Below are 13,413 nucleotides of genomic sequence, written 5' to 3'. Positions count from 1 at the left end.
CTAATGTTTCAGTCCCCTTGCGGGGAAGTGGTGGTGAAAGTGTTTCAGCCCGTAAATGGTCCTGTGCAGATTTTCGATTCCATTGAGTTTCAGTCCCCTTGCGGGGAAGTGGTGGTGAAAGGTGCCCTTGCACGTTCGCGAGTTGGTCAAGGAAATTAAGTGTTTCAGTCCCCTTGCGGGGAAGTGGTGGTGAAAGGGAAGAGGTGTATATTTCTCCGTTCCCCCGCTATATCAGGTTTCAGTCCCCTTGCGGGGAAGTGGTGGTGAAAGTCATGAAGAATTGGTTGAACCAACTGAAACTACACAGGTTTCAGTCCCCTTGCGGGGAAGTGGTGGTGAAAGTCTTGACGCAGCTTGAAGCGTACTTTGATAACAACCCTCGGTTTCAGTCCCCTTGCGGGGAAGTGGTGGTGAAAGAGGACATACGCCATGTTGTTCAAATCAGGTAAACAAGCTCAAGTTTCAGTCCCCTTGCGGGGAAGTGGTGGTGAAAGAGTGCCGCCTGAAACTGTGTCTGGGCAAGGCTCCCAGAACAAAAATCGACACGATCTTTCCGGAGTGGCAATAAAGCAAAGAAAAGAGACACCAGGACTTTTCTCTGAGCGCCAGAACCCTTACTGAGTCAGGCATCTCCACAATCGAACGAAGTTATGCGGCTTTCAAGGTGCGGTTGGATCGTGGAGGCGACCCATCGGCACCCTCAGGATAGTGGGTTCTTCCTAGAAAAGTCAATGGAAGAAAAAATAAAACGGACAGAGGTTGCCCTCCATCCGTTCCATTGGGTTTGCCCGTTGCCCAGGCTGCTGCTAAACGATTTGCGCTAGATGATATAGGCCTTTGGCGGGGGCGCGGGCGGTTCGCTGCCGATTGTCAGCGTTTTGGGCAGGCTGTCGGCGGCGATCCAATAAAACCGCACGTTGTCTTCAGCAGGTTTGACCTGCCGCTTCACCTTTTCGTAGAGCTTCTTCATCTCTGACAGGGAGAGAAAACATTCAAACACGCTATATTGCACCCGCCGCCCGTGCCCTTCGAGCAAGATAGCGAGGCGATCGCGGCGTTTGTCATCGGGAATGTCGTACACCACAAGCACTAGCATGGCATCCCTCCCTCAAATTGTCCGAATAAACGGGTCGTAGGGCTGGGAATCTTGCAGACATTTCTTGTATCGCTGGATCTGGAGCTGAATCGCCCGCCGATAGCTAACGGGCTGCTGCACAGTAGGGTGAGTCACCGTTTCGGTAATGCGATCTTCAAAATGTTTGAGAAACACGCGCCGCGCCGTGTTTTCCAGGTACACGCCACCTTCGGCATTGGGAAAAGTGAAATCGGTGGGGCGAATCGCCTTTTTGTTGACTAGCCACATCACCAGGCTATCGACGATGGGCGATCGCCATTCTTCCATCAGGTCAAACGCCAGGTGTGGCTCCTTGCGATCGGAGCGGTGCAGATTGCCCAGGTAGGGATTTAGCCCTTCGGCCAGGATGAGGCTGAGGACGTTGTTAAACAGCAGCGTATAGCCAAAACTGAGCAAGCTGTTGACGGGATCTTTGGGCGGGTGGCGGTTGCGCTCCGTCAGGCTAAAGCCGGGATGGGTGATCAACTGCCCCAGGGCGGTGAAATAGAGCCGGGCCGATGCGCCTTCGTGCCCGCGCATCACGTCCAGATCCGTCGTCTGGGTCAGCGCGGCGATGTGCTGATCAATGCGGTGGATTTTGGCATTCAGCCCTTCTACCTTGCGCTTGCGATTTAGCCGCAGCAGCAGATGGCGCGAGTTGGTGAGCTTGCCATGCAAGATTTGCTGCGCCATTTTGACCTGAAAGCGGGGATCATGCCGCCGCCCAAACTGGGCCGCCTCGGTGGGCAGGTCGCAAAACTCGCTGCTCCAGAGATGCCCTTTGTAGTCTCCGGCGCGACTCATAAACACGACGGGAATCTGATGTTCCAAACATTCCGACAGGGCGCTGGTGCTGATTTGCACATTGCCCAATACCAAAATGCGCCCGACTTCTTTAATCGGGATCTCCAGCGGGGGGAACGGCTCTGGGATTTTGGATTTGGGAGTTTGGGGTTTGGATTTGGAGGTTGGAGACTGGGACGGGGACGATTGCGCCGCGAGGCTCTCGTCTTCGTCGGTCTCAAACCGGCCGCCCTCGATCACAAAGCGCCCGTGGTCTTTGCGGAGCATCGTTCCCTGCCGCACCAGATACAGCGTAGACATACCATTCCTCCAACTCCATTCTTTAGATTCGATTTGCACGGGTTTTTCGTCGCGCACCCGATAGCCCATGACGACATACAGCGGCGGCGGAATAGGTGTCTCGGAGGCGTTGATGGCAGCTTGTAAAGCTTGCTGCATCTGGGTTGCCTGGGGGGGAGGGTCGCTGTAGCGGAGGATGGGGGATGCCTCTGGGTGCGTGGCTTTTTGGGCGATCGCGGTTTGCTCAAGCTGCCGCTGTTGGCGGGTTTTGGGCTGGTCTTGCACAACGAGCGATCGCACAAAGGTATGCCCCAAAAACCGGAAGCCGTCGTTGAAATGGGTGATGCGGGTTTTGTCGGGGTGCAGCTCCAGCCCCATCGTGTGGAGCAAATTTTCTACCAGGTCGTAGGCTCTTTCGATCCGCGCTTTGGACTTGGCCAAAATTACAAAATCATCGGCATAGCGCACCAGCTTCAGCCCTGCGGCTTCGATGGCTTCGTCAAAATCATCGAAATACACATTCGCCAAAATGGGCGAAATCACCGCGCCTTGGGGCACACCCTTATTCGGCAAGATTAGTCCCGATGCGGTGGACACGCCGCTGCCGATCCACCGCTCCACCAGATGCCCGATCGCCGGATCATGCACCCGCTCTTGCAGTTCATCAAACAGGCGGCGGTGCTGAATATTGTCGAAGTATTTCACCACGTCGGCATCCAGCACCCAGTCATAGCCCTGCTGTCGCCACTGGTCGATCTGCTGCACGGCGCTTTTGTAGGAGCGGCCAGGGCGATAGGCAAAGCTGCTGTTTTCAAACTGGGGTTCTAGCAGGGGATGCAGCAGGTTGAGCAGGGCTTGCTGCACGATGCGATCGCGCACCGTGGGCACAGACAGCCCGCGCCACTCGGTTTTGGGCGGTTCGCCTGGTTTTAGCTTGGGCTTTTTGGGAATGTGGAGCGATCGCAGCGGCATGGGCTGATAGGTGCCCGTTTCGATTTGGCGGCGCAGCGTGGCCAGCTTGCGATTGGCATCCTGCTGAAAGGCTTCCACCGTTTCGCCATCCACCCCCGCACAGCCCCGGTTTCGCCGCACCTTGAGCCAGGCCTGTTCAAAGTTTTCTGCCGATAGAAACTGTTGCCAATCCAGTTTGGGTAAATCCAGTGTGGGCAAATCCAGTGTGGGGCGGTTGAGCATGGTGTTCTAAAAGCTAAAGGTTGCGATGCAAAATCCGAGTCAGCGATTAGATTTGAGACTTATGCGCGATCTGATCCCCCCTAGCCCCCCTTAACAAGGGGGGAACCGACCCCAAAGTCCCCCTTATTAAGGGGGATTCAGGGGGATCGGTTCGGAGTCCCAGCGCTCAGTGATCCCCCCTAGCCCCCCTTAACAAGGGGGGAACCGACCTCGAAGTCCCTCTTATTAAAGGGGGATTTAGGGGGATCTCACGGCGTAAGTCCTGAGATTTAGAAATCAGCAGATGGCATAGCTGTGGCAACTGATCTGGTTCATGTTTTCAGTTCATATCTTCAACGACCTTGGAAGACTCTCCTTCCAAGGGGGTGTAAAACAGTTAGGTATCGACATCAGACATTGAGAGTTGCCCTACGCCATGCGAAACACGCTGACTGAAGCCATCACTCAAGCCATTAAGGTTGTGTTTAATGCAGAGACGATTCTGCCGTTTTTTATTGGGTCAGTTTGCCTGGGAATCTTTGGCAATGCAGTATACGACCTGCTCCAGTCGTGGCTGGGGGATGATGCGACGGCGCTCGTCCGCATTGCGCTGATTTCGCTGCTGATCTTGGTGGGGGCGATCGCCACGGTGTCGTGGCTAATCTCCCGGCAAATTGCGCTGTTGCCGGCCCATGTCCCGTTTGAGGTAGAGCAGAAAAAGCTGGAACAAACCTATCTGGGGCTGATTCTGCTGGTCAGCAATCCAGCAGCCTGCGAAACGGCCCTCCGCTTTCATCTGCCTCAGCTAGAACGGTGCTGGCTGGTTTGCTCCCGCGACAGTTTGGAAAAGGCGCTGGAACTGCGTCGCAAATTTCCTGACGTGTGTATTGATGATCCAATCGTGATGAATGATGTCTACGATCCGCTGAAGTTTCGCGACTGCGTGGATGGAATATATCGGACTCGCCTCCCTGAGGGCTGGTCTGAGCAAGACGTAATTACTGACTATACGGGCATGACCGCTCACGCCACGGTGGGGGCAGTGCTGGCCTGCATCAACACGGCTCGTCCCCTGCAATATACCCCCGCCCGCACGGATGACAAAACCGGGAAAATCATAGGTTCCCATGAGCCAATTCGCGTGAGGCTGGGGATGCAGGTGGTGGGGCGATCGCGCCAGGGCGATCGGCAAAAAGTAAGCTAAGTGTGCTACCTGCTGCGAGTCCTGGATGTTTGTGAGTCCTGGGTGTCTGTGAGTCCTGGGTGTCTGTGAGTCCTGGGTAATGTGTCGATGTGTTTAAGCAGTCCGTTGCGCTTGCTTACTCACCAGAAAAAAACAAAGAGGACTTTGAAGAAGTTCTGTTTATTAAAGCCTTTAAGCAGGCAGCAAAAGAGCTGGACGGGCCGATTCACTATCCCAGAATGAAACCACAGCCAGACCCAGACGGCGAAAACTACAAATGGTTTACCGAAAATGAGAGCAAGGACAAGCGATCGCTCCCGCCGCTCTGGAAAGAAACAGGTTTGCCCTATTGGGAATAGCACACCGGATTCACAATTCAACATTGCTAATCCAAAATTGCCAATCCAAACTCCAAAATCGATTCATGGACATGGAATCTTCGTTTGACTATCCGCCGACGGTAGAGCTGTTGGATTATCTAGTACCTGGCGTACTGGGGCAAAAGGGCAATTTGCTGAAGGCCGTGCGGCTGTGGGCGATTTTGCGATCGCTCTACAGCGAAAAACCCATGCTGCTCTCTACCGATGCAGTGGGTTCCTTTAGCAATGCCCAATGGCGAGACTCGTTCTTGCGGCCAGAGCAGCAGCAAAGAACCCTCAAGCAGTGGCTCTTTCAGGATCAGCCTGAGATAAATGAAACGCTGTGGCGGCAAGCATTTGTGAATCGCTATGGCATTCAGCGCGATCGCCTTTCTGCACTACTGGGCGATACGCCAGCGGATGAAGAGCCGATTCCGTTTCAAGTCGATCGCCGCACCTTGCGAAACGACTTTGCAACGCTGGAAAAACTGGGCTGGCTCAAAGCTAGCGGCACAGGCAGCCAGCGGCGCTACTACAAGGTTAGCGTCTTGCCGACCTTGCCCTGGATTGCTGCGATCGCCGCCGAATCTGCGGACGAGCCAGCGTTGATCCACTTCATCCCGAATGATTTGGCTAACGTCGTTGAGCATTTTCCCCAGCCCATCAACGGCATCCAGCGGTTTATCCTGGATACGGAATACATTATTTCCCAGGCTGTGTCTCGCCAAGTGGAGCAATTACTCCAAACCTTAAAGGAGGGCTGGCAGCAGACTCCTGTGCCTCCCGTGCGGCTGGTCTATCGCAGCATTCGCTACTACGAGGCAGAGTTCAACATTCTAACGTATCCCGTTTGCATTTATTACTTTCAGCGTGCGCCATACCTCTTTGCCTTTGGTCAAACACCGCAGCATTTAGATGATGGTAAACCGGAGCATTTGAGCTGGTATGACTATCGCCTCGATCGAATTTTGTCTCTCCAGCTTTTGAGTTGGAACGATCCATCCCTGCCTGCCGAATGGCGGTTCAAAACTTCACAGGGGCGGTCCTTGGCACAGTCATTGGCACAGTCAGTAGCATCAGCCCCAGGCTTACCCAAGCGATTTGCTGAGAAAACACCGGAATTTGTGCAGCAGGAGGTTGCCTTGGCCATGGGTGTCGAAATTCATCGCCCGATCGCCCCTTTATTACTCAGATTCGAGCGCTATTTCTACGGCAACTACATTGCCAACACTGAACGCGCCAAGCTGTTTACTGAAATGGGCTTTGCCCAAGCAGAAAAACGCTTTCGGGCTGATCCAGAGATCAGCAGGCAGGGCTTATCGTTAACCAAGCTGTTTGGCGATCGCCCCTGCCACAAGAGCAGCGTCTTTTGCACCGCCCAACATCGCCTCGGCGACAACAACGTCGTCATGCGGCTGCGGGCATGGGGGCCTAATGTAGAAGTCTTGCTGCCGCTGAGCTTGCGCCAGCGTATGACGGACGATATGCAAGAAACCTGGAGGCTGTATGAAGGCGACCTGATCGAATAAAGAGACTCCATTAAGTTGGGCGTTTCTCGCGAAATGCGCCCGCAGAAAAATCCAAAAACTTCTCGCAAGTGCGAAGTCCTGTCCCTATCATCATCCGCATTGGGGAGGCGCGATCAAGAACAATGATTCCTGAAAAACAAACCCAATCCCGACCTCTTAGCCCTCGCTTTGCACACGCCCTGACCTATGCCTTTCACCTGCATCAACATCAATTGCGGAAAGGCAGCAGCGTCCCCTATATCAGCCATCTGATGAGTGTTGCTGCGCTGGTTCTGGAGGATGGCGGGAATGAAGACGCGGCGATTGCCGCGCTGCTTCATGACACAATCGAGGATCAGGGCGGGAATGCCACTCGGAATGAGATTCGGAAACAGTTTGGTGATGCCGTGCTACGCATTGTGGATGCCTGTACGGAATCGGACGAAACGCCAAAACCATCCTGGAAAGAACGAAAACTTCGGGCGATCGCCCAGCTTCAGCAAGCCGAACCCGCCATTCAGCGCGTGATCCTTGCCGACAAGCTGCACAACCTGCGCTGTATCTGGGCAGACTGGCAGCGTCAGGGCGATCGCGTGTGGCAGCGTTTCAATGCTAGCCCTGCCGATATTCTGTGGTTTTATCGGGCTTGCTTGGATGCCGTGGGCGATCGTTTTTCTAGCCCGATGCTGATAGAACTCCGCACGCTGCTTACAAACCTGGAAAATTCTTTAGACAATCTCACCTCAAACGTAAACTCTCATGGCAAAACCCGTCTTCACAATCACTGATCACCCCCATGAGAATGGGCTAGTCTTTCGCTTGGTGGAGTTTGAAATTCCCACTGGAGTAACGACACCAGAGCAATTTGCAGAAGCTGTGCGAGAGATTGAACCAGCACTCGTGGGTTCATCGCCAATTTTGATCAACGGCCGCGGCCCGGTGTGGGGATACGGCATGATTTTTCATGCGGCGCACCCCAGTCCGGCGATCGCCACCTACGACCCCCGCCTGGGTTATGTCATTGTGCAAACGCATGATGAACGCTTTCAAGTCGGCAAGACCCTCAGCCTCTAATCTCTAGCCTCTGGTCTCTAGCCTCTGATCTCTAGCCTCTGATCTCTAGCCGCCAATCTAGCCTCTCATCTCCAAACCTCTCATTTCTAATTGTGTGCCCCCATCTACCATGACGACTCCCCATAGCCCCCTGTCTCAACCCTCTTCTGCGACCGATCCCCGTGTCCACTATTACGGTCGAGTGATTGCCGTAGGCGGGCCGCCGCATTCAGGAAAATCAGTCTTTTTGGCAGAACTGTATCGACAGTTGTTGCAGCGACAGCCGTCGGGTGTGTTTTTGCACCGCGCCTGTCCCGATGGAGAAGGCATGTGGTCCAATGAAGCCGATCCATCAGTAGTGCAGCAAATCCGCAAAAAAGCTGCCTTTTCGGAAGAGTTTGTTGGCTCGACGCTGCACATGATTGAGCAATTGGGAAGAAACTCTCAGTTGTCTCTGATTTTGCTCGATTTGGGTGGCAAGCGCACGGCTGAGAACGCCGAAATCTTGCGGCGATCCACTCATTGCCTGGTGCTGTCAGCAGATGAGGAAGAGGCGATGCGCTGGCATGTCTTTGCGGCTGATGAGGGATGTCCGGTGCTGGCCAGCTTTCAGTCGCGCTTGGTGCGATCGCCCGACCATCAGATCGACCCGGCTGCCCGCTCCACCATTCAGATCGATCGCCCCATTCCTCAGGGCACACTGGTCAACCTCTGCCGCGAACTGGGAGCCGATTGTTATCAAGCGGCGATCGCCCAATTTGCCGACTGGCTGCTGGCTCAACCATGTTAGCGTCCAACACCGACGCTTACTCAATTCGATAGCGAATCAGTTGGCGAACCTGCTCAGGCGGCAGGCTTAGCTCTTGGGCGATCGCCCGCTCCACCGTGGCATAATCTGTGAGCGGATATTCAAACTCCAGCGCCTGCAACGTCGAACCGCGCACCTGGACGACCACCTCAGACGTGCCCTCGCGCCGGTCAATTTCCACATCAATCGAAACCACCGTCAGCCGCAGCGTTAGCTCCACCTGCTGCGGATTGGGCAGAATGATTTGGTCTGGCAGGCGATAGGATTGCCCCAAAACGCGCTGATTGAGCCAGCCTGTTCCCAGCCAGAAGAGCGCACCGACGGCAGGTAGCGCCAAGAGAAGCAGGGCCGGCCTCAGGCGCGAGGGGAGCGGCGGGCTGTTGGCGGGCGATCGCAGGGGTGACGAACTCCTCAGCTTTGGGGCAGTCCGCCCGTCCTGAGCGGAGAGAATTCGGCCTTGGGAGAACCGGGCACACAGCCAGCGAAATGGAGTCATAGCAAGTAAAATTTGAAACCTGGAGACAGCCGCAGGACGAGCTTCCTGAGCAGAGCAGGGTTATGAAGATTCTATTGGCTGAAGATGATCCGATTCAACTGGAGCCGCTCTATGCCGCCCTTGCAAAAGCCGGCCACATCACGGATGCCACGCTGGACGGGGAAACCGCACAGTGGCTCATGCAGGAACACACCTACGACCTGCTGATTTTGGACTGGATGCTGCCCAAGATTAGCGGGATTGCTCTGTGTCAGCAGCATCGTCAGACGGGCAAAGGCACGCCAATTTTGATGCTGACTGCCAGAGATGGGCTGATGGATCGGGTAACGGGGCTGGACGCAGGCGCAGATGACTATTTGGTTAAGCCGGTGAATGTTCTAGAACTGCTGGCGCGGGTGCGGGCGCTGGGGCGGCGATCGCCCCTTTGGACAGGCGACATCCTGCATTTGGCGGATCTGCATCTGCATTTGGCCACGCTGACGGTGCAGCGGCAAGACGTGAGCATTCAGCTTTCGACGCGAGAGTTTCAACTGATGGAATATCTAATGCGGCATCCTCAGCAAGTCCTGACCCGCGACCAGATTGAGCGAGCGCTGTGGGAATGGAACATGCAGCCCGAAAGTAAGGCAGTCGCGATTTTAATCCACCGACTGCGATCGCGCCTGCAACCCCTGGGTGCAGAAACCTGGGTGCAGACGGTCTATGGCATGGGCTATCGCCTGAGCGTGCCAGAGGCGACTGACTGAGATGCTAATTCTGATGCCGCGTTTAATGCCGGGTTCTGATGCCGCTTTCTGATGCCGCTTTCTGATGCCGCTGACATGCTATTCAACCGCAGCCGCCAAAATCTAGCTACCTGGTTTACGCTCTCGATGGGCAGCATTCTGGTCGTCTTTGCGGCGCTGTTGTATTGGCGCGAGGCCCGCGATCGCCTGCAAACCTTCGACGCAGACCTCTACAACACGGCCCAAATCATGGCGGGCGGCGTTGAAGAGATTGAGTATCAATCGATTCGGCGCATCGACCTAGAAAGCGTGCCCCTGCTGGGAAACGATACGCTGGTGCTAGACACCTACTTGCACTTTGCCCGGTGGTATACGCCCGATCGACGGCTCCTCCAGTTTGTGGGAGACATTCCCGCTGCCACGCTGGATGCACCTATTGGACTGGTAACTCTGACGGGTGCAGCATTGCGCCCGACCGCTCCATCAAGTCCGCCACGGGTCGGCCCGCCTCAGCAATTTCGCCAGCTCACGCTGCCCGTGCGTCGGGGCGAGGAGGTGCTGGGCTTTTTGCAAATTGCGGCCCCCCTCGATTCGGTTCAGGAACCCCTGCGAGAATTGCGGCTGTTCTTGTCGATCGGCGTGCCGATGGCGCTGGGGGCGATCGCCCTCACAGGCTGGATTTTGGGTGGCGTGGCCATGCAGCCGATCCACCAGGCCTATCAGCAACTCCAGCAATTCACCGCCGATGCGTCTCATGAGCTGCGTGCGCCCCTGGCAGGTATCCTCAGCAATGCCCAGGTCGGACTGATGGAGCCAGTGGACTCCCAAGAGCAGAGCCACCGCCTGCAAACCATTGTCGAGATTGCCGAATCCATGAGCGCCCTGGTGGGTCAACTCCTGTTTTTGGCGCGACACTCTGGACATCTGCCGCCGCATGTTTTGCGAGCCGTTGATCTGGGGCAACTGGTGAAACAGCTTGTAGACGCGACCCAGGCACAAGCCACCCACCGTCAGCAAACCCTGCGCTGCACAGTGCCACAGACGGCCGTTCTGGTTTTCGCAGAGCCGCAAGTTTTGCAAATGGCGATCGCCAACCTGCTGCAAAATGCCTGTCGCTATACCCCCGCAGGCGGCGCGATTGACCTGGTTCTCACTCAACAGCCCGCCAGAGCAATCCTGCAAGTCAGAGACACGGGCATCGGAATTGATGCAGCCGACCTGCCACACATTTTCGATCGGTTCTATCGGGCTGATGCCGTGCGATCGCGCGAAACCGGGGGCGTGGGGCTGGGACTGGCGATCGCCCGTCAAATCATCGAAGCCCACCAAGGGAGCATCGCTGTCCGCAGCCAGCTCCATCAAGGCTCGGTCTTTGAAATTCAGTTGCCGCTCGTCCGGCAAAAAGGAAGCCGCAAAGGAAAAACCGCTCAGGATTCCTGAAACCTTCTTGTTACTTTTGGCTGGCACTGTAGAAGCTGGTGCTGCACAGCGGCCCTCGCCTTGTGCAGGTCTTTCTGTGCAGGTCTTCTTGTGCAAATCTTTTTGTGCAGGACTTTTGGAATACCCAGTTTCTTCAGCAAGATTTGATCAGGCCCATGAATCATCGCTTTACACTCACACTGCTGGAATCCTACGCTGCTCATGCGCGAGAACGTTTGATCCACAAGACCAAGCAGGTGATGGAAACGCAAGAACTGTTTCTAAGAGAATTCATCCAAGCACATAAAAACACAGAGCTAGGACAACAGTTCGATCTGTCAACGATCAAAACGCTGGATCAGTTTCGTGAACGAATTCCGGTGCTGCCCTACAGCTTCTATGAACCCTACACAGAACGAATTGCCCAGGGCGATCGGGGAGTCCTCAACCCCGATCCGGTGGTCTATATCAACCTCACCAGTGGAACCACCAGCCGCAAAAAACAAGTGCCTGTGACTCGACGCTATCAGCGCACGCTGCGTCGGGCTGACCTGGCCAGCATGGGCTTTGCGATCGCCGAAATGAAGCAGCGCCGCCTCCCCTTTGGCAAAGGACTGCTCACCAATGCGGTTCCCAAACCCCAAAAAACAAGCGGCGGCATCCCCACCGGCCCCGTCAGCGTGGGCAGCATTCGCCAGGGCCGCCTCCTGTTCGAGCAGTTGTTCAGCCAGCCCTTCGACGCGCTAGAAATCGCCGATACCCTGGCCCGCCACTACGTCTGCCTGCTGTTTGCGCTGTGCCATGCAGATTTGCGCGGCTGGGTTGCAAATTTCCCGATGCTGATGCTGCGGACCTGCCGCTATCTGGAAACCTATGCTGAGGAGCTCATTCACGACCTAGAACAGGGGGCGATCGCCCCGTGGCTCCAGCTTGAACCCCACCTGCGGGCCCAGCTCGAACGGCGATTTACGGCGGCTCCCCAGCGGGCCACAGACTTGCGGGCTACCCTCTACTACGACGGTCGGCTCACCCCAAAAGCCGCCTGGCCAGGACTCAGCTATCTCACCACTGCTCGCGGCGGCACCTCCAATTTTTATCTAGAGCGATTCCCCGACTACTTTGGCGACATCCCGGTATTTGGCGGCGTTTATGGCACCGCCGAAGCCACCTTTGGCGTTTATCCCAGCTTCAACACCGACGGCAGCATTCTGGCAATCGAGAGCGGCTTTTTTGAATTCGTCCCGCAGGATCAGTGGCATGTCGAACAGCCCAAAACCCTCCTGCCTGTGGAGGTGAAGGTTGGCGAACGATATCGTATCTTGGTGACCAGCTACAGCGGCTTCTATCGTTACGACATCGGCGATGTTGTGGAAGTCGTTGGATTTTATGAACAAGCGCCGCTGATTGTGTTTCGCCATCGGCAGGGTGGGCTGCTGTCTTCTACGACAGAGAAAACAACGGAATTTCATGCAATCCAGGTCATGGAACAGGTGCAGCGCGAGTTCAACATCAAACTCCAAGACTTTTGCATTACCCTGTCTGCCCATGAGTTTCCAGCGCGATATTGGGTGAACATAGAGCTAGCCCCTGGCTATTCCCTAGCGCGTCCATATTCTTTCCTGATGCGGTTTGAACATTGGCTGCAACAGACTAATCTACTCTATGCCAGCGCCCGCCAGGATCAGGTGCCTCCGCCTTGTCTGCGGGTTCTGGCAGCAGGCAGCTTTGCCACGCTCCATCAGCGCCAGGTGCAGCGCGGCATATTTGATTCTCAGCTCAAGCTGCCCCATATCAGCGAAGATCGAACCCTGCTGGAGGGTCTACCCGTGCAGTATGAAATCGGGCTAAGCGATTTTTCAAATGCCACGCCATTCTGCCATTCCGAATCGGATGTTTCGCTATCGGATGTTTCGCTATCGGATGTTGCACTACGCGGCAACGGGTCTGAGCTAAGTTCTCCGCTCTGTGAGCCAGCGCCGCAAGTTCAGCCACAAACGCTTTGGGAGCCTCCACCTTGCCCAACCCGCCCTGCGCCAGAGCTACCCTGCTTGAGGGGCACAAACCTGCTCCAGGCAGATTTAGCAGGGATAGATTTCAGCGGGCAGGATCTTTCCTACGCTGACCTCAGCGGCGCAAACCTCCAGGGTGCAGTTCTGCGGGGCGCAAACTTGACGGGGGCACTGCTGCGAGAAGCAAACCTGAGTGATGCAGATTTGAGTGAAAGCCTCTTGGTCAATACTGACCTGACGGATGCACGGCTCCATCGGGCCTGCTTGCGCGGGGCCATGCTGGATGGGGCGTTTCTGACGCGAACAGACTTTAGCTATGCCGACCTTTCAGACGCAAATCTGAGTAAGGTGTTGATGTGGCATACAAACTTTAGCCATGCCAAGCACACGCTGCCAGCTTTGACCTCATCGCCCATGCTCTGAGCGTTCTGCAAGCAAGTCCGGCTCTAGGTATTTGGGTGTTTTGAAGAATTGCGGAACCAG

At 55.6% G+C, this 13,413-nt stretch carries 12 protein-coding genes, 1 pseudogene and 1 CRISPR repeat array (1 of these 14 running past the window's edge); of the genes and pseudogenes, 10 read left to right on the top strand and 3 right to left on the bottom strand.

The window, feature by feature from the left end; genetic code table 11:
- Positions 1-494: a CRISPR direct-repeat array (repeat unit 35 nt; unit sequence GTTTCAGTCCCCTTGCGGGGAAGTGGTGGTGAAAG); it reaches 229 nt to the left of the window's first position.
- 326 nt (positions 495-820) lie between these two features.
- Together cas2 and cas1 are read right to left on the bottom strand one after the other, a co-directional pair.
- Positions 821-1,096, bottom strand: coding sequence for a CRISPR-associated endonuclease Cas2 (gene cas2 / locus HNI00_RS13820; protein WP_316787089.1), 276 nt, complete (start codon positions 1,094-1,096; stop codon positions 821-823).
- Between the two features lie 12 nt (positions 1,097-1,108).
- Positions 1,109-3,391, bottom strand: coding sequence for a CRISPR-associated endonuclease Cas1 (gene cas1 / locus HNI00_RS13815; RefSeq protein WP_316787087.1), 2,283 nt, complete (start codon positions 3,389-3,391; stop codon positions 1,109-1,111).
- A gap of 415 nt (positions 3,392-3,806) precedes the next feature.
- Between cas1 and HNI00_RS13810 the strand changes: the two genes are divergently transcribed.
- From HNI00_RS13810 to HNI00_RS13785, 6 genes are all read left to right on the top strand, one after another.
- The gene (locus HNI00_RS13810) at positions 3,807-4,574 is read left to right on the top strand and encodes a hypothetical protein (RefSeq protein WP_316787085.1); all 768 of its coding nucleotides are present in this window, start codon (positions 3,807-3,809) and stop codon (positions 4,572-4,574) included.
- Between the two features lie 89 nt (positions 4,575-4,663).
- Entirely contained in the window at positions 4,664-4,912 is a 249-nt protein-coding gene (locus HNI00_RS13805) for a hypothetical protein (protein ID WP_316787082.1), read from the top strand.
- A gap of 65 nt (positions 4,913-4,977) precedes the next feature.
- Positions 4,978-6,441: a TIGR03985 family CRISPR-associated protein gene (locus HNI00_RS13800; protein ID WP_316787080.1), complete on the top strand. Its 1,464-nt coding sequence runs from the start codon at positions 4,978-4,980 to the stop codon at positions 6,439-6,441.
- Positions 6,442-6,563: 122 nt separating this feature from the next.
- The gene (locus HNI00_RS13795) at positions 6,564-7,208 is read left to right on the top strand and encodes an HD domain-containing protein (RefSeq protein ID WP_316787078.1); all 645 of its coding nucleotides are present in this window, start codon (positions 6,564-6,566) and stop codon (positions 7,206-7,208) included.
- Positions 7,180-7,494, top strand: coding sequence for a CRISPR-associated ring nuclease Crn3/Csx3 (gene crn3, locus HNI00_RS13790; protein WP_316787076.1), 315 nt, complete (start codon positions 7,180-7,182; stop codon positions 7,492-7,494). The genes HNI00_RS13795 and crn3 overlap by 29 nt, the downstream gene beginning before the upstream one ends.
- A 109-nt stretch (positions 7,495-7,603) precedes the next feature.
- Complete coding sequence (locus HNI00_RS13785; protein WP_316787074.1) at positions 7,604-8,263, top strand: ATP-binding protein; 660 nt, start codon at positions 7,604-7,606, stop codon at positions 8,261-8,263.
- A gap of 16 nt (positions 8,264-8,279) precedes the next feature.
- On the opposite strand, the gene HNI00_RS13780 is transcribed toward HNI00_RS13785, so the two are convergent.
- Positions 8,280-8,777, bottom strand: coding sequence for a hypothetical protein (locus tag HNI00_RS13780; protein ID WP_316787071.1), 498 nt, complete (start codon positions 8,775-8,777; stop codon positions 8,280-8,282).
- 62 nt (positions 8,778-8,839) lie between these two features.
- On the opposite strand from HNI00_RS13780, the gene HNI00_RS13775 reads away from it, so the two are divergent.
- From HNI00_RS13775 to HNI00_RS22290, 4 genes and pseudogenes are all read left to right on the top strand, one after another.
- On the top strand, positions 8,840-9,523 hold the full coding sequence (locus HNI00_RS13775) for a response regulator transcription factor (protein ID WP_316787069.1): 684 nt from the start codon (positions 8,840-8,842) through the stop codon (positions 9,521-9,523).
- Between the two features lie 51 nt (positions 9,524-9,574).
- Entirely contained in the window at positions 9,575-10,942 is a 1,368-nt protein-coding gene (locus HNI00_RS13770) for a sensor histidine kinase (protein ID WP_316787067.1), read from the top strand.
- A 155-nt stretch (positions 10,943-11,097) separates the two neighbouring features.
- Positions 11,098-12,771: pseudogene (locus tag HNI00_RS13765) on the top strand (GH3 auxin-responsive promoter family protein); the annotation flags it as partial.
- Positions 12,748-13,353: a pentapeptide repeat-containing protein gene (locus tag HNI00_RS22290; protein ID WP_474769400.1), complete on the top strand. Its 606-nt coding sequence runs from the start codon at positions 12,748-12,750 to the stop codon at positions 13,351-13,353. The pseudogene HNI00_RS13765 and the gene HNI00_RS22290, both read left to right, overlap by 24 nt.
- Positions 13,354-13,413: the final 60 nt, after the last annotated feature.

Source organism: Thermoleptolyngbya oregonensis NK1-22 (assembly GCF_032705245.1).
GTDB classification, from domain to species: Bacteria; Cyanobacteriota; Cyanobacteriia; order Elainellales; family Elainellaceae; genus Thermoleptolyngbya; species Thermoleptolyngbya sichuanensis.
Note: the sequence above shows the minus strand (reverse complement) of the source record. Positions and strands in the feature narration are given on the sequence as shown.